The 15887-nt window shown below is 46.0% G+C and carries 16 protein-coding genes and 2 riboswitches; of the genes, 3 read left to right on the top strand and 13 right to left on the bottom strand.

The window, feature by feature from the left end:
• Positions 1-454 precede the first annotated feature (454 nt).
• From E8L90_RS07780 to E8L90_RS07765, 4 genes are read right to left on the bottom strand one after another with little or no spacing between them, the layout of a single operon-like run.
• The gene (locus E8L90_RS07780) at positions 455-1078 is read right to left on the bottom strand and encodes a DUF2997 domain-containing protein (protein WP_137028706.1); all 624 of its coding nucleotides are present in this window, start codon (positions 1076-1078) and stop codon (positions 455-457) included.
• 12 nt (positions 1079-1090) lie between these two features.
• Positions 1091-2701 carry an AAA family ATPase gene (locus E8L90_RS07775; RefSeq protein ID WP_137028705.1) on the bottom strand — a complete coding sequence of 537 codons (1611 nt, stop codon included), beginning with the start codon at positions 2699-2701 and terminating at the stop codon, positions 1091-1093.
• A gap of 17 nt (positions 2702-2718) precedes the next feature.
• Positions 2719-3285, bottom strand: a complete 567-nt coding sequence (locus E8L90_RS07770) for a 4Fe-4S single cluster domain-containing protein (RefSeq protein ID WP_162309065.1) — start codon at positions 3283-3285, stop codon at positions 2719-2721.
• Between the two features lie 13 nt (positions 3286-3298).
• The gene (locus E8L90_RS07765) at positions 3299-4276 is read right to left on the bottom strand and encodes a hypothetical protein (protein WP_137028703.1); all 978 of its coding nucleotides are present in this window, start codon (positions 4274-4276) and stop codon (positions 3299-3301) included.
• Positions 4277-4442: 166 nt separating this feature from the next.
• Here E8L90_RS07765 and E8L90_RS07760 point away from each other — a divergent pair, with 166 nt between their 5' ends.
• On the top strand, positions 4443-4895 hold the full coding sequence (locus E8L90_RS07760) for an SgcJ/EcaC family oxidoreductase (protein WP_137028702.1): 453 nt from the start codon (positions 4443-4445) through the stop codon (positions 4893-4895).
• A gap of 230 nt (positions 4896-5125) precedes the next feature.
• On the opposite strand, the gene E8L90_RS07755 is transcribed toward E8L90_RS07760, so the two are convergent.
• The 5 genes from E8L90_RS07755 to nrdI all read right to left on the bottom strand — a co-directional run bounded on the left by E8L90_RS07755 (position 5126) and on the right by nrdI (position 11784).
• Positions 5126-5620, bottom strand: a complete 495-nt coding sequence (locus E8L90_RS07755) for an acyl-CoA thioesterase (protein WP_137028701.1) — start codon at positions 5618-5620, stop codon at positions 5126-5128.
• 14 nt (positions 5621-5634) lie between these two features.
• Entirely contained in the window at positions 5635-7917 is a 2283-nt protein-coding gene (gene metE, locus E8L90_RS07750) for a 5-methyltetrahydropteroyltriglutamate--homocysteine S-methyltransferase (RefSeq protein WP_137028700.1), read from the bottom strand.
• 145 nt (positions 7918-8062) lie between these two features.
• A riboswitch (cobalamin riboswitch) is annotated at positions 8063-8261 on the bottom strand.
• Between the two features lie 86 nt (positions 8262-8347).
• Positions 8348-9298, bottom strand: a complete 951-nt coding sequence (gene nrdF / locus E8L90_RS07745; protein WP_137028699.1) for a class 1b ribonucleoside-diphosphate reductase subunit beta — start codon at positions 9296-9298, stop codon at positions 8348-8350.
• A 55-nt stretch (positions 9299-9353) separates the two neighbouring features.
• Complete coding sequence (gene nrdE / locus E8L90_RS07740) at positions 9354-11438, bottom strand: class 1b ribonucleoside-diphosphate reductase subunit alpha (RefSeq protein ID WP_137033327.1); 2085 nt, start codon at positions 11436-11438, stop codon at positions 9354-9356.
• The gene (gene nrdI / locus E8L90_RS07735) at positions 11425-11784 is read right to left on the bottom strand and encodes a class Ib ribonucleoside-diphosphate reductase assembly flavoprotein NrdI (protein WP_015891428.1); all 360 of its coding nucleotides are present in this window, start codon (positions 11782-11784) and stop codon (positions 11425-11427) included. The genes nrdE and nrdI overlap by 14 nt, the downstream gene beginning before the upstream one ends.
• 161 nt (positions 11785-11945) lie before the next feature.
• Positions 11946-12145: riboswitch (cobalamin riboswitch) on the bottom strand.
• A gap of 170 nt (positions 12146-12315) precedes the next feature.
• On the opposite strand from nrdI, the gene E8L90_RS07730 reads away from it, so the two are divergent.
• Positions 12316-13140 carry an alpha/beta hydrolase gene (locus E8L90_RS07730; RefSeq protein WP_137028698.1) on the top strand — a complete coding sequence of 275 codons (825 nt, stop codon included), beginning with the start codon at positions 12316-12318 and terminating at the stop codon, positions 13138-13140.
• 31 nt (positions 13141-13171) lie between these two features.
• Here E8L90_RS07730 and E8L90_RS07725 read toward each other — a convergent pair whose 3' ends face one another.
• From E8L90_RS07725 to tlp, 4 genes are all read right to left on the bottom strand, one after another.
• The gene (locus E8L90_RS07725) at positions 13172-13684 is read right to left on the bottom strand and encodes an ACT domain-containing protein (protein WP_137028697.1); all 513 of its coding nucleotides are present in this window, start codon (positions 13682-13684) and stop codon (positions 13172-13174) included.
• Positions 13685-13723: 39 nt separating this feature from the next.
• On the bottom strand, positions 13724-14053 hold the full coding sequence (locus E8L90_RS07720) for a hypothetical protein (protein WP_137028696.1): 330 nt from the start codon (positions 14051-14053) through the stop codon (positions 13724-13726).
• Between the two features lie 21 nt (positions 14054-14074).
• Entirely contained in the window at positions 14075-15187 is a 1113-nt protein-coding gene (gene mnmA, locus E8L90_RS07715) for a tRNA 2-thiouridine(34) synthase MnmA (protein ID WP_137028695.1), read from the bottom strand.
• A gap of 139 nt (positions 15188-15326) precedes the next feature.
• Positions 15327-15545 (bottom strand): small acid-soluble spore protein Tlp, encoded by a 219-nt coding sequence (tlp, locus tag E8L90_RS07710; RefSeq protein ID WP_137028694.1) that lies wholly within the window; start codon positions 15543-15545, stop codon positions 15327-15329.
• A gap of 124 nt (positions 15546-15669) precedes the next feature.
• Between tlp and E8L90_RS07705 the strand changes: the two genes are divergently transcribed.
• Positions 15670-15885 carry a hypothetical protein gene (locus E8L90_RS07705; protein ID WP_069844841.1) on the top strand — a complete coding sequence of 72 codons (216 nt, stop codon included), beginning with the start codon at positions 15670-15672 and terminating at the stop codon, positions 15883-15885.
• Positions 15886-15887 lie beyond the last annotated feature (2 nt).

Genomic DNA, 15887 nt, shown 5'->3' with positions numbered 1-15887 from the left:
TCAAGGTGGCGGCGGGTCCACAAAAACACGAAGAATTTCATGTTCTTTTATGAGGAGGGCTTGGAGAATGTCAAGTGTATATAAACCCTTGAAGGAAAAACGCATTATCAAGACCTAAATTTTAAAAATACAGTAAAATAAAAGGAGGACACATATTATACATATAACGGCCTGGTTGAACTTAATAACTGATTCTGTTGGTCTAAACTTCGTAGGGCATCATCTACTACTTCATTTGAGAAATTTCTTACTATTATTTCATTCTCAATCAAAAAAACATTACCAAGCATGTTTCGCTCGATGTAGTCCCCCCGTCCATTTTTCGTACAAATGGAACACCATCTCTTTTCGCCATTGCTAAATGTTACTGTAACCTCAATATGTTCTAATGATTCTTCACTGGGGTCATTTATTTCGTCATCAAATTTCCATGGAAGCATTATGTTTACATCACTTATGAAAGTCTTAAAATTTGGATCTGCTGATCTTCAACCATCGCATCGTATTCGTGTGTCCATACCCGTTCTGCTTGGTTCTGGCCACAAAGCTTTTGTTCCATAAGCTCGGTCAATTCTACACATGAACGACCGAGGACACCCTCAACCTTCTCCTCAATTTTTCCTTGACTATCCATTGAAATGCTGACTTTCTTTTCATTCGAGCCAATTGTTAACACAAACGACGTGATTGAACCTGTTTTTTCTTCACTGACACTAACAGTACTTCCTGCATTCGTAATCCATTCTTTTACTGCTTCAACAGAATAGTGCAAATATCCCTCTCGGATGCTCATAAGAAGTACTTGGGCATGTTTCTCCAATACCTCCGGTGAGAGAGTATCTGATTCAAAATATGGTACCATTCCCTCTTCACTTTCCACAAAGAAGACATGAATCCCATCCTTTATACCCGTTAGGAGTTTGCCGATGATGGTGCCTCCAATATCTAGCCGTTTTTTGAATTGCGACTGATATTCGACCCAAACCCGATTTTCCGGTTGGAATCCTCGGCTACGCATTGCCCGAAAAAGAGTACGTTTATCCTGAAAAGTCATCGTAAATGAAGTACAGTGACTCACTTTTGACACCTCCTAAAAGTCAATGTTTCGACCTACTGCTTCCTCTCGAGTAAAGCCGGGTAATGCCTCGTTTAACAAGCTTGCGCGAATAGCGTATTCCTTCGCCCAAGTACGAAGCTGTTCCACTTCTAAACGCCTTGATTTGGCCAAAGGAACTGTCCTCCTCATGGCTTGTAAGATATCATCAGTCACGATGTCTCGTTCATGGTCCCCTTCTGAAACTCGTTTGGAGAAAGCATCCATCAGTCCCTCGTGTATGGAATACTCTATCTCTGCACCAGTCAAGCGGATTCCTTCGCCCCAGAAAGCTTCCCCTGATGCTTCTACAAGTTTCGGAATATCAAACACTGTATTGTGTCGCTTCAGACGATCCAGATGAATTTTTATAATTTCTGCTCGTTCCTCTGGAGTAGGCAAATCCACAAAAAAGATTTCATCAAACCTGCCTTTGCGCAGAAGCTCTGCCGGAAGCTGCTCGATTTTGTTCGCTGTAGCAAAAACAAATACTGGACTTTTCTTCTCCTGCATCCAAGTCAGCAATGTTCCAAAGATTCTCGTAGCGACTCCTCCATCTGACATTCCGCTTCCTATACCAGAAAGAGCCTTTTCAATCTCGTCTATCCATACGATGGATGGGGAGACGGCTTCGCACATGGCAAGAGCAGAGCGAATGTTTGCCTCAGATGAGCCTACAATGCCCGCAAATACTCGTCCTAAATCCAAGCGAAGAAGAGGCATTTGCCAAGCAGTAGCTACACTTTTTGCACACAAGCTTTTCCCACACCCAGGAACTCCCACCAGCAATACACCCTTTGGCCACTGGATACCGAACTCTCTGGCTTCCGTTGAATACGAAGCCTTTCGCTTTAATAACCAACGCTTCAAATTATCTAATCCGCCAATTTGATCAAGATTAAGAGACTCTGTAGAAATGTATTCCAGTATTCCTGATTTCCGAATGATCTGTTTCTTTTCCTCTAAAATCGTAGAAACATCAGAATCAGAGATGCCTTTATTTTTTACTAATGCTTTTGCTAAACAATTTTCTATTTCACTACGAGTAAGACCTACAGCCGCACGAGCTAAAGCTTCTATCACTTCTGGGGTCTGGTCAATCATAATTCCAGGTCGTCCCTTGTAAGCATCCGTGAAGTTTACGATAATCTGTTTTACCTCCTCCAGTTCAGGAAGTGGTAAATCCAAGATCGTAATTTCCTTTTGTAGCTCAATAGGTATTTCTATACTCGGAGAAATAATAACCGAATTGGAGGGGAAGCCCATTCTTATTTTTTGTGCAAATTCCCGAAACTTCCTAATGTATATGGGCGAACTGGAGCCTCGAATAAACGGATGTAGATCACACCAAACAAAAAGTGTCGGTTCTTTCGCTAAATCTTCTGCCATCTCTAATGCTATCCGAAAATCAGTACTCTTAGCGTCTAGCTCGTCACCGTCCAAAATCAGGCCCTTTGTCGCGGTCCAAATGATAATACGTTTATTTAGTTGCGCGCCAATGCTTTGAAAAACCTCCAGCGCCCGCTCCTCTTCTTGTGTAAAAATATAGAGAATACTGTATCGTGCGCGTATTAAATAACCTACTTCTTCGATGAAATCCTGTAGCATATTCGTGGTCCTCCATCTTACAGCAAAATTTGTATCTTGTTTTTCATACGTTCAGTAGGAAATCCAGTAACATGAATGGATTCTGTATTTGCTATGAGTTCCACTCTTCTCTGTGGCTTTAACTCATCAGGAGAGATACGACCTGTGAGCAAAAGCAGCTTCTTCCCATGCCAAATCTCATCTGATTGATGAAGATAAGGTCCGACTAATGCCGCATCAAATTGGAGCAATGCTTTTCTTTTGACATCGCTTTTTACTATACTCTCTACCGTATAGCCTGAGTAGAGAAGTGCTGTGCCGGTATGAATTTTTCGAAATGCTTCAACCATATCCACCAGTTGTTCCGCTTGATCAAGTGGTTCCCCACCAGAAACGGTTATACCGTCAATCTTCAAGTGACCAAGGTCTCTTCCGAGTTTTTGCGGGTCGAGCAATGTGCCTACTTGATGATCGGGATGCGTCTCTGGATTAAAGCACCCTTTACACCCTATGGAGCAACCTTGCACCCAGACGACCGCTCTCACCCCGGGTCCATTTACTCTGCTGTGATTACATATCTCATGTATTCGCAATGTCGGTGACAAGCTCGATTTCCTCCTACAAATCCAAGATACGCCCGCCATTACTACTCGATCGCTCCATTTTCGTCGATGCAGTTACGTCAGTTACCTCGATATCCAATTTTCTATTGTTTGTGCTAGGAGAAGGCGGGGTGGACATATTATGATTCTCCGATGTTTGTAGGTACCTTCCATCTCGGGTATTCTTGACATTGTCCACTTGAGTCGACAGGTGTGCTTTATCCAGTGCTTGTAAAAAGTAGGTCATGAATTGTTCTGGTGAATCCTGAAAGCTACTACCTTCCATTTTTAAGCGTATGACTTCATCTTGGGAGATCCCAAGAAATAGGAGCAATCCTTGTCCATCATTCCCTCCCCCTAATAGACCCAACTTTTTAATATCACGAAGCTGCCATTCCCTTCGTACAGCTTTCAAGTTCTCATTCATCGCGATACAAACAAGTGCATCTTGCTTGACGAGAAAGACTTTGTTTCCCGGCTGTACATTCGTCCAACTCTCAAAATCCTTATACAAGGCATTGACAATATCCTTTGAAGTAATAATTCCGATTTCTTCTAATTCAAACAAGGAAGCATCATCAATTTTCGTATGGAGCGAAATTCGTCTCTTAAATATGAACTGTAGTACTAAAATAACAGTGATTCCAGAAGAGATTGCATAAAAAGTACTTATATTAAATAGGACGCAAACAAGGATAAGTCCAGCTAACCCATACTGGACATATGTAATGTGCTTAATCTTTTGCTCTCCCGTGTTACGAAAAAACGAAAATCCTTTTCCAGGTTGATAATCCGTTAATTGATTTTGTAGCGTTTTCTTAAATTTCCCAATTCCCCAAACGCCACCAATCACAAATAACAATGAAATAAGAATGAGAATGACATTTCCGGCAAAAATGCCTACAATAGTAAAAAGACCAAAAACAATGACACTTTTCCATAACGTCCTGATTTTGGCGTTAATTTCTTTGACAGTCTCATCTTGTGTATCCATATACGTTTCCCCCTTTATCATTATGCTATTATATTACTTTTTTCCCAGATAACACAAAAAGTTCTTGCTATCAATTAGCACGATGAGAAAGACAGCGGCTTTTTTGCATGCAAAAGATCAATTATGATACGCTATCTTCTAATTGGTAAAGCAGGAGGAAACAAACATGCAAAAAACAACAAGCGAAAATGCGATCCACACCCTTTATGAGCAACTCATCACAGGCTGGAATGATCGCAGTGCTACCGGTATGTCCACTCCTTTTGCGACAGAAGGTGAATTGATTGGCTTTGATGGCAGTCAGATCATTGGGCGTGACGAGATTTTCAGTCATCTCGACGAAATCTTCTCCCATCATCAAACACCTCCCTTTGTTTATAAAATCCGGTCGGTACGGTTGTTGAGCGAAGAAGTTGGTATCGTCCGAGCAATAGCAGGCATGATTCCACCAGGAAAAAGCAAGCTGGACCCCACATTAAATACGCATCAGACGCTCGTAGCCGTAAAGCAAGGAGATAAATGGGAAGTCACACTTTTTCAAAATACCCCTGCTCAGTTCCACGGTAGACCCAAGCTAGTCCAGCAGTTTACAGAAGAGCTACGGCAAGGGATGCTCTAAGGAGGGCTACAGCATCATGCAGTATGAGTTTACCACCATGACAAGAGCAAGCAGAAGAAATCGCCTGTCATTGGCACTATGACGGAGCCGACCAAGATGAATTAGCTGAGTTCATGAAGTCATTTTGAATTTTTGAAAAGGGTGTATGCATGCAAATAAAAGAAAGAAGCCTTCGGTAACCTGCCACAAGCAAGTTTACCGGAGGCTTCTCTGTAGTAGGGGGTTCCTTCTTACATCTCTACCTTCCGCTTCCTTCTCAATACATGGCGTTCCTTCGCTTTTTCATACTGGATGCGCTCTTCTTCTGTATCAGGAATGACACCAGGTACGATTGTCGGCTTTCCATGATCGTCGAGGGCAATCATCGTCAGATACGCGCGTGCTGTCATGCGCTTTTCCCCGGTCAACAAGTTCTCCGCTTCCACTCTCACGAATACTTCCATCGATGTCTTATGGGTCCAGGTGACATATGCCTCCAGGTTGATCGCTTCCCCTGTCTTGATTGGCGCGAGAAAATCGAAGGAATCGCTGGACGCAGTGACAACAGGCATACGGCAATGTCGCATTGCTGCGATGCAGGCGATTTTATCTACGTATGCCATGACTTTCCCACCGAAAATAGTATGGTGGTGATTGGTATCCGGTGGCAAGACGAGATCAGTCAAGAAGGTTCTCGATTGTTGGATCGGCCGTGCATCTGTCATCATTTGTGAGGGTCCTCTCATCGTGTGCTCCTCTCCTACTGGGCTGTCAAACGAATTCGAATCGCCTTCGTTGCCTCAACCATGTTTCGTAATGACTGAACGGTTTCTTCTCTCCCTCTCGTCTTCAGCCCGCAATCCGGGTTAATCCAGAATTGATCGGGTGGAAGTACTTGTACACCTCGTGCTACCATATCTTCCATTTCAGAGACAGCTGGAATTCGAGGGCTATGGATGTCGTATACGCCAAGCCCGATGCCTTTGTCATACGTACCTGTTTCGAACACAGACACGAGCTCTCCGTGGCTGCGGGAAGTTTCAATCGAAATCACATCGGCATCGAGTTCGCTGATGACATCCATAAAATCATGGAATTCGCAATAGCACATATGTGTATGAATCTGGGTGCTCGGCGCAACGGTGGAGGTCGCTAGACGAAACGCTCTGACAGCCCACTCGAGATAAGCTGCCTGCTCTTCTTTTTTGAGCGGAAGTCCTTCGCGCAGCGCTGGTTCATCGACTTGAATCATGAGAATCCCCGCTTCTTCCAAGGCTTCTACTTCTTTTCGCAATGCCAACGCGATTTGTTCGCACACTTCTTGTCTGGAGACATCGACTCGAGAAAACGACCAATTCAGAATCGTTGCAGGGCCAGTTAACATACCCTTCATTGGTTTGGCGGTCAATGATTTTGCATACACACTTTCCTTGACCGTCATCGGTGCTACAAACTCCACATCTCCGTAAATAATAGGTGGCTTCACGCAGCGCGAGCCATATGACTGCACCCAGCCGTTTTTCGTGAACAAAAAGCCATCGAGCTTTTCGCCAAAATACTCAACCATATCGGTTCGTTCGAACTCACCATGGACGAGGACATCCAGACCGAGCTCTTCTTGTATGTCGATCCATTCCTTGATTTGCGTCTGAATGAAACCATCGTATTGCTCCACTGTCCAGTTCCCTTTTTTAAACTGCTGTCGGGCTTGGCGGACCTCCGCCGTCTGCGGGAAGCTTCCGATTGTAGTAGTTGGCAACAGTGGCAACTTCCACGTATTTTGTTGAATCTCTCGGCGTTCGAGATAAGGAACACTTCTTTCAAGTTTTGCAGCAGCGATTTGACGTAAAGCATCCTTCACTTCTTGACGATTCCTCGCAGGAGATAATGCCAGCTTCAGCAAGTCCGCTTCATTTTGAGCGATCTCTTTCGAAATGACATACTTACCATATCGGAATCCTTGGACTAAGAGCTGTACTTCCCCCAGCTTTTCGTCGGAAAACGCCAATGCGGGCATGACTTCCTCTGGCAAGTCGCTCTCTGCTTCAACCGTTACAGGTACATGCAACAAACTACTGGACGGCTGCAACCACAGCTTTTCGAGTGGAACGATCTCGGTAATTTCTTTGACCAGCTCCCATTTCTCCTCAATAGACGCACGCCATATGTTTCGGCCGCCGATGACTCCCGCTGCGAGAATCTTGTCTGCTGGAAACCCGTGTCTTTTCAGATTGGTCAGATTACGCTTCACTCCGTGTACAAAATCAAGGCCGATTCCTTTTACTGGTAAGGAGACCAGCTCCTCGTACCAATCCACCGCTTCAAAATAGGTTTGCAGCATGCATTGTAGATGCGATAGTGCTTGACCGATTTGCGCATAGATACGTTTGATAATGGCGCGATCATGCTCCGACACATCCAGCACAAATGCAGGCTCATCGATTTGCACCCATTCCACGCCGTGCAGCTCCAACTCCCGGAGAATGTCAATGTAGAGCGGTACGAGTTGATCCACGATGTTTTCAAATTCGTTTTTTTCATATCCTTTAGACAATTTGACAAATGAATACGGGCCTACAATGACAGGCTTTCCGATGATGCCAAACTTTTCTTTGGCCTCCAAATAGGCCTGAAGAGGCTTGTTCTCGGTTATGGCTGGTTGTCGTTCACCGAACTCCGGGACGATATAATGATAGTTCGTGTTAAACCATTTCGTCATTTCGCTGGCGACAGCTTCCTTCGAACCGCGAGCCATGGCGAAGTATGTGGCTAATGAAACCGGGCCTCCCTCGTATTCATAACGCTTGGGGACCATTCCAAACATCACTGCCATATCCAGCATATGATCGTAGTACGTAAAGTCACCCACAGGGATCAGCTCGACCCCTTTTTCCTGCTGACGCAACAGGTTTTGGTGACGGATTTGCTCCATTTGCTGTACCAGGCTTGCCTCATCGATAGTGCCTGCCCAAAATGCTTCTAATGCCTTTTTCCACTCGCGGTTCTTCCCGATCCGTGGATATCCCAAATTGCTGCTTTTCATGAGCTTCCTCTCCATTCTTTATTCGATCTTGACTTGAATCCGCCCAATAAAAAAGGCATCTCCAACGATCAAAAAGAACGTTAGAAATGCCAAATAAGCACTGAGATCACAGCATCCTAACACCTCCCTATCTCCCGTAGGTTAAGCAGTGTCGTCGAAACAGGCAGGTCTCCTGACTTTGGGATCATCGTCTGCACATGCCTTCCCAATCCGTTTGGATCAGTGGCTGATCGATGTGCCGACTCCCCTCATACAGTGGCGGGACCGTGTCGGATTCTCACCGACTTCCCTTTTCATCCTTGGTCAAACTTGATAACCAAAGAACCTGTTCCCACTCCTATGAAGTTGTCATGGTTCTGTGAAGTGCCCCCAAAAACTAGCAGGGCAGCATACTGTTCATACCGTAACACAAAATCCATTTTTTGTCATACTAAAATATAAAATCATCATCGGTCAACGGCTCTACGTTTAACGTACGGACATAACCATTTCCTTTTTTCGAGAAGAAGTCATGCTGCTTCGTCTGTGTGCGAATGCCGTTCAGCACGATCGGGTTCACTTCTTCCTCCGGGAATAGCGGGTCCAGCCCCAGATTCATCAATGCTTTGTTCGCGTTGTAGCGCACGTAAGCATGAACCTCGTCAGCCAATCCGATTTCCGTATACAACGAGGTCGTATAGGCCTCTTCATTTTCTTGCAGCTCATGCAAAAGGGCATACAGCTCCTCTTTTGCTGCGGTCTGCTCGACCACACTCAGACCTTGATAGACTTCTTGCGCGAGAACGCCAACATAGAGTCCGTGGATGCTCTCGTCGCGAACAATCAGGTCGATAATTTCCCCGCTGCTTGTCATCTTTCCTTGCCCCGCCAAATAGAGCGGATAGAAGAAGCCGCTGTAAAACAAATAGCTTTCCAGGAAGACGGACGCTACCATCGCCATGTACAAGTCTTTCGGTTTCTCGATTTCATGATAGCGTTTAGAGATGAGGGCCGCTTTCTTTTGCAGATGTGGATTGTTTTCTACCCACGAAAAAATACCATCAATCTCTTCTGTCGATGCCAGCGTTGTAAAGATACTGCTGTACGATTTGGCATGGATTTGCTCCATCATGCCCATGAAGGCGAGAACCGCTTTTCTTTGTAGTCCATCAACATGCTCCATGATCTTCGGCATCCCTACTCCACCCTGAACCGTATCCAGCAAGGTGAGACCGCCCAATACCTTTTTATACGTTTCCCGTTCAGTCGCACTGAGCTCCATCCAGGCCATCTTGTCATCTGACAGCGGAATCTCATCATCCGTCCAAAACTGCATGATGTTTTGATTCCAAAACGTCATCGTAAAATCGTCGTCCGGCCTGTTCCAATTGACTGCTTTCATATGGCGTTCCTCTTCTCTTTTTGCTTGATGCTTTTCCTTTTATGAATCTCGTTCACTAAATCGCGCAGCTAATGCACTCTTCTACGGTCAAATGCTTCGTACGCGTATAGTAGAGTGACTTCAGACCTTTTTTCGCTGCGTAAATGTAGTAGCGAGCTAGTTCTCTGGTTGAAATGTTGCTGTTCACGTGCAGTACAGTCGAAATTCCTTGGTCGATGTGCTCTTGAATTTCGGCAATCAGATCAATCACTTTGAATTGATCGATCACATACGCCGATTTGTAGTAGAAATAGTTTTCCTGCGACAAGTACGGCATCGGGTAGTACGTCGTAGAGTTGGCATACGTTCTCGTTTCGATATGCTCGACGATTGGCATCACGCTAGAAGTTGCATTCTGAATGTAGGAAATGCTCTGTGTTGGTGCGATCGCCAAACGGTACGCATGGTAAACGCCATACTTTTGCACCTTTTGTTGTAGTTCCGCCCAATCCGCTGGCGTCGGAATGTGCATTCCTTCAAAGAGAAGCTTTGCTTTTTCCGTCCGTGGGCTGTAATCGTTTGTCATGTACTTGTTAAAATAAGTGCCTTTTGCATATTCCGATTGTTCAAAGCCCAAGAAGGTCTTGCCTGTTTCCTTGGCAATTTCCATGCTTTTTTCCAAGGAGTAGAAGTTCATCATCATGAAAAACGTACGAGCGAAATCCTTGGCTTCTTCACTCTCGTAGGCGATTCTGTTCTTTGCCAGATAACCGTTCAAATTCATCGCACCGAGCCCTACTGAGTGCAGCTCACTGTTTGCTTTTTGAACGCCCGGAGCGTTTTCTACACGGGTCATGTCACTTACGGCAGTAATCGCTTCGATTCCTTCGTGGACGGATTCACGGACCATTTTGCGTTCCATCACGTTGACGATATTGAGTGATGCCAGATTGCAGCTAATATCGCGACGGATGATATCCATCTCGCCGTAATTGGTGATCGTCGAAGTCTCCTGCAGCTGGAAGATTTCCGTGCATAGGTTGGACATTTTCACCGAACCGAGATCTTTTAGGGCATGGTTGTTGTTCGCATTCGTTTTGTTCATGATGTACGGATAGCCCGATTCCATTTGGATCATCGCGATTTTCGTCAACATCTCTCGTGCGCTCATCACGGTCTTTTTCTTGACGCGATCGTTTGCCAAGAGCTCCTCGTACATGTCATCGAGGTCCATATCATCCAGATGCACACCGTATTCTTTGTACACGGAGTATGGAGCAAACACAGTCAGTGGCTTGTTTTCTTCAGCCAGCTTGTAGAACACGTTTGGTACGATTAGGCCGATGGACAATGTTTTGATGCGTGCTTTTTCATCGGCATTGATTTTTTTGCAATCGAGAAACTCGTTGATATCCCAGCCAAAGATGTTGTAGTACGCTGCACCTGACCCTTTGCGTTGCCCCATTTGATCTGCGTAGGAAAACGCATCTTCCAACAGCTTGAGAACCGGCATGACACCTTTTGCCGCGCCCTCGACGCCTTTGATCGGCTCTCCTCGTCCGCGAAGCTTGGACAGGTTCACGGCTACACCGCCGCCAATTTTGGATAGCTGCATACAAGTTCCCAAAATAAAGTTGATGGAATTCAGTGAATCATCCATTTCGAGCAAGAAGCAGGAAACCATTTCTCCCCTGCGGCTTTTGCCTGCGTTCAGGAAGGTTGGCGTCGCCGGCTGCAGGCGTTGATCCATCATGGAGACCGTTAAACGCTTGGCGAGCTCAAAGTCACCCTGTCCAAGGGACAGTGCCACAACGGCCACCCGGTCTGGATACTGCTCCAAGTACATCGATTTATCGTTCGTTTTCAAAGCGTAATCTTTATAAAATTTGGAGATAGCCATATACGAAGCAAATTGAAAATCGACGTCATAGGCCAAACGGAAAACTTCATCAACCTGCTCAACCGTGTATGTTTCATAGACGTTTTCATAGAAGTCATTCTCGATCAAATAGTCCATGCGTTCTTTGACACTGCCAAAAGTCATCGTGTTGGACTGCACTTCTTCCATGAAGACCGCAACCGCTTCCCGATCCTTTTCCAGTTGATAAAATCCGTCATTGCCACGCTGCATCAGTTCGTTGTTCAATTCAATATGCCGCAATTGCTGCCACCCCACTCGTAAATTGTTCCACGTCACGGCCGGTACCGGACAGTTCAAACTTAGAAATCACCGGAACACCATATTGGCTCGCGATCGTATCCGCGCTTTTGGCAAAGCTGGTTCCCCAGTTGCGGTTACCGCTGGCGGATACTCCGCGCAGATGGACATGATTTCGCTTCAGGAACGTCGCCACCTTCTCCGGCACTTGTCCGAATCCCGTCGTGTATGTGATCAAAATGAATGGCTCGTCCAGCACCATATCTTGATCAATTTCCACATGTGGCAAATTTATTTTGTTGACGAATCTTCGGACGTTTCCTGTTTTTGAATCATAAGCGATTAGCATGTCCCTCATCCTATCCTGCTATTTTTACTCTGTATGTATGTTATTTAGCCAAAGTAAAAGCGCATCCGACGTTTACATGCCGAATGCGCGTGATGACTTCCATCTAGCAATTCGCCAACGCGAATTGAGCGCTCGAACACTTCCCTATCTCCCGTAGGGTAAACAGTGCAAGCGGTTAGGCAGGTCTCCTGGCTTTAGGATCATCGCTCCATTTCACCTTCCCAATCCCTCATGGATCAGTGGCATTCTTACGCAAATGGAACTCTCTCATTACAGTGGCGGGACCGCGTCGGATTCTCACCGACTTCCCTATTAAGTCTACCAAATCTGGCTGGCAAACACCTTACCGCATCAATATGTAGTTGGTAAAACTTACTTTACCTCAATATATCGTAGGAGTCAAGCTCAGTATGGGCTCTTTTCGAAAACTAACTATTCTCCTTTTTCGGCTATTGCCAATCTCTGGTTCTCGTTCATATAATAGATTTTGTGCGTGTTGGTTAGCCTTGGAGAGATTGGAGAGTAGCCCTCATGAAAAGCACCGACTATCAACCTGTCGTCATTCCTCGTTCTTACAGTAAAATCATGACGTATCAAGAGCGTGACTATCACATTTTCGTAAGTATACCTGCCGATCCCCCTCCGGAATCAGGCTTTCCCGTCATATATTTGCTAGATGGCAACTCTGTTTTTGCCACTATGACCGAAGCGATACGGATACAATCACGTGGCCCCAAACGAACTGGGGTGTATCCTGCTATCGTCGTCGGGATTGGCTATCCAACAGACGATCCATACCATCCTGCCCGTTTCAATGATTACACGCATGAAGTTCCCGCCTCAGAGCTTCCTGGCAGCCCAAAAGGAGCCGAGTGGCCACAAATGGGGGGAGCGGAGCAGTTCCTCACCTTTTTAGAGGAGGAGCTCAAGCCTAGCATCGAAAACGACTTCCCCATCGATCGGACGCAGCAAGCGATTTTGGGACATTCGCTAGGCGGCTTATTTGTCTTGCATGTGCTTCTGTCGAGACCACACGCATTCCAGCGGTATATTGCCGGTAGCCCCTCTATCCACTGGAATGAGAGCGTGCTGCTTGCGAAGGAGAGTCAATTGCCGAGCCTGCTGACAGATGACCTCGACGTCCATGCGCTCCTGACGATCGGCGAGTTGGAAAACGATGGGCGATTCTTGGTCAAAGAAAAATCGCTGGCGATGATCGAACGATTGTCCTCCATGGGTAAGGGCCAAATCAAGGCTTCCTTTAAGGAATTTGCCAACGAAAATCACTCGTCTGTTTTGCCAGTCTTCATTAGTCAAGGACTCAGATTCGCCACAAAAAAAACTGCCCGCTACTAGCAACGGGCAGTTTTTGTTTATCATGATTCGCTTACTGTAGAGATAACACTTTGGTGATTTGGGGCAGCTCTTCGATGGCAGAGACAATCGTCGGTGTAATCTCTTCATCAGTCACAGAGATCAGCAGGGCATTCTTCCCTTTTTGTTCGCGCGATACATTCAATTTGGAAACGTTGATTTGATGATCGGCTAGTTTTCGTGAGACATCATAAATCACGCCTGGATAATCGATATGGTGAACCAACAATCCATGGGCCCCTGGAGGTATGCGACACGCGCAGTAATTGATTTCACTGATGTACACTTCTCTCCAATCTTGGGCAAAGGTGTACTTGTTCGCTCCTACACGCAAAATCGCCAAATGATTCGCATATTCGCCGGAGCTATGTTGGACAGGAACCTTCGTCCCGAGTCCTTCCACTAGCAGTGTTGCGATTTCCTCTTTATTTTCATGAGCAAGTATACTTAATTGTGCACCCGCTAACTCTGGCTCGAGTCTTCGAATCAGTTCAGCCAGCTCACGCAGTCCAGCATGTTGGGTCATGTGATGCCTTCACTCTCCCAGTCAGGTTTATCCTTGTTACTACGGTAGAATCCATGCTTCCGGCTCTTTCTTAATGGAGGATTCGTTATCAGCACGATACCAAGCCGTCAACGTTTGCCCATCTTTCGTATAGTAGATGCGGTAGATGGTATTGCCTTTTCCGCTATTGGTAAAAGGACTTTCCTCCTTTGGAACCGCTGTCACACCACCCGCGACTACAATCCCGCCGTTCTCCTTGATGACGTTTTGGATCGTCGCCATATGCTCTTTCCCCTTGGAGGCCATCCCGAAATAAGAGATGACCGCCAAGAGAACCGCTCCCGCCAAAAATGAAACGATAATCACTTTTGATTTTTTCGTAGCATCCACCGAGTGCTTCCCCCGTCTATCTTAGTTCTCTTTATCGACGAAGCGTACCTTGTCAATCGTTCCGCCACCCAAACAGAATTCCCCATCGTAGAAGACGACAGCCTGACCAGGTGTCACTGCTTTTTGCGGCTGATCAAATACAACTTCGACGTTGCCATCCTCTAGCAGGTGAACAGTTACTCCCTGATCTGGCTGGCGATAACGGAATTTCGCAGTACAAGTAAACGTTTCGGAAGGCTTCTTTTCACTCACCCAGCTCACGTTGGTCGCCAAGAGACTCTTCGAGTACAGACGGATATGATTAGAGCCTTCGCCGACGATCAGGACATTCCGTTCCAGATCTTTGTCTACAACAAACCAAGGCTCTCCGCTCGTGCCATGACCGCCGCCTATCCCTAAGCCTTGTCGTTGACCCAATGTATAGTACATCAGTCCGTCGTGCGTACCGATGACAGCTCCATCAACCGTCTCGATATTTCCTGGTTTGGCAGGCAAATAGTTTTGCAGGAAATCGCGGAAGTTGCGCTCCCCAATAAAGCAGATCCCTGTACTGTCCTTCTTTTTCGCTGTATAGAGTCCTGCTTTCTCTGCGATCTCCCTTACTTGAGGCTTTGGGAGATGACCAATCGGGAACATCGTTTTGGAAAGCTGTTCTTGGCCCAATACATTCAAGAAGTAAGTCTGGTCCTTGTTGTTGTCCGCACCACGAATCAGCTTGTACTCACCGTCGATGTACTTGACCTGCGCGTAATGGCCGGTAGCAATATAATCCGCCCCTAAATCCATGACCTTGGCAAGAAGCTCACCGAACTTGATTTCACGGTTGCACATAACATCCGGATTCGGTGTACGTCCCCTTTTATATTCATCCAAAAAATACTGGAATACTTTGTCCATGTATTCTTTTTCAAAGTTTACCGTGTAATATGGAATGCCGATCTGTTCACAGACGCGCCGGACATCCTGGAAGTCTTCTTCCGCCGTGCAGTGGCCGAATTCATCGGTATCATCCCAGTTTTTCATGAAGATGCCGATGACGTCATATCCCTGTTGCTTAAGCAGGTAAGCCGTCACGGAGGAGTCGACTCCGCCGGACATACCGACAACGACGCGTGTATCTTCTGGTCGCTTCATAAGTCTTTCTCCTCTTATTCAATTTATACCATTACAGATTACCATGTTTCGCAAAACAAATCATGTTTTGTTGCACTTTTGCCCGATAGAATAAAAAAACGCCTGACGCAAAGTTGGCGCCAGACGTTTGGTAGCAAGGTTATGCCTGCGAAGATTCATCCTTGATTTCCGAGCGATATCCCTCGATGCTTTCTTCACGACGCTGATTTTTCGCTTCGAGGTTTGCTCTTTCCTCCTCGGAAATCTCGCCAGCATTAGCCGACAGGTAAGCTTCGGACTCACGAATGTTCTCTTCCGTATTGGAAATCATGTTTTGCAGCTTTTCTGCGTTGTCAGAACGGTCATCCGGCTTCGCCATAATGGATACGCCTCCTACTAAGGGTTATGTGCAACACCTTTACCATTGTGCGCCAATCATGGTTTCTTTATGTACCCGTGTTATAATAGAAGAAACGGATTAAACGAAAAAGAGGGTTTCACCTATGGCTTCCTTAGATTTGCTGGAAAGAAAGCTGCTTCGGATCATCTCTGATACCGATCCTGTCCGCCTCAAACGACAATGGGTGAAGGGGCAAAAGGTACCTGTATCCGAAGTGGAGCAGCGCATGCGAATCGATCTTCTCTTGCGCAGACTCGACAAGCTACCTGAGGCCAAGCGTCAAGAAGTGCTTGCGCTACTCAAATGGTTTAACTGGTAGAG

It is taken from the genome of Brevibacillus antibioticus (genome assembly GCF_005217615.1).
Taxonomy (GTDB): domain Bacteria; phylum Bacillota; class Bacilli; order Brevibacillales; family Brevibacillaceae; genus Brevibacillus; species Brevibacillus antibioticus.
The sequence above is the reverse complement of the archived record's forward strand: the minus strand, read 5'-3'. Positions and strand labels throughout refer to the sequence as shown.

Excerpts from the sequence above, each read along its gene's own strand:
- E8L90_RS07775 (WP_137028705.1), bottom strand. The coding sequence starts at position 2,701 with ATGCTACAGGATTTCATCGAAGAAGTAGGTTATTTAATACGCGCACGA.
- E8L90_RS07765 (WP_137028703.1), bottom strand. The coding sequence starts at position 4,276 with ATGGATACACAAGATGAGACTGTCAAAGAAATTAACGCCAAAATCAGG.
- E8L90_RS07760 (WP_137028702.1), top strand. The coding sequence starts at position 4,443 with ATGCAAAAAACAACAAGCGAAAATGCGATCCACACCCTTTATGAGCAA.
- E8L90_RS07755 (WP_137028701.1), bottom strand. The coding sequence starts at position 5,620 with ATGAGAGGACCCTCACAAATGATGACAGATGCACGGCCGATCCAACAA.
- metE (WP_137028700.1), bottom strand. The coding sequence starts at position 7,917 with ATGAAAAGCAGCAATTTGGGATATCCACGGATCGGGAAGAACCGCGAG.
- nrdF (WP_137028699.1), bottom strand. The coding sequence starts at position 9,298 with ATGAAAGCAGTCAATTGGAACAGGCCGGACGACGATTTTACGATGACG.
- nrdI (WP_015891428.1), bottom strand. The coding sequence starts at position 11,784 with ATGCTAATCGCTTATGATTCAAAAACAGGAAACGTCCGAAGATTCGTC.
- E8L90_RS07730 (WP_137028698.1), top strand. The coding sequence starts at position 12,316 with ATGAAAAGCACCGACTATCAACCTGTCGTCATTCCTCGTTCTTACAGT.
- E8L90_RS07725 (WP_137028697.1), bottom strand. The coding sequence starts at position 13,684 with ATGACCCAACATGCTGGACTGCGTGAGCTGGCTGAACTGATTCGAAGA.
- mnmA (WP_137028695.1), bottom strand. The coding sequence starts at position 15,187 with ATGAAGCGACCAGAAGATACACGCGTCGTTGTCGGTATGTCCGGCGGA.
- tlp (WP_137028694.1), bottom strand. The coding sequence starts at position 15,545 with ATGGCGAAGCCGGATGACCGTTCTGACAACGCAGAAAAGCTGCAAAAC.
- E8L90_RS07705 (WP_069844841.1), top strand. The coding sequence starts at position 15,670 with ATGGCTTCCTTAGATTTGCTGGAAAGAAAGCTGCTTCGGATCATCTCT.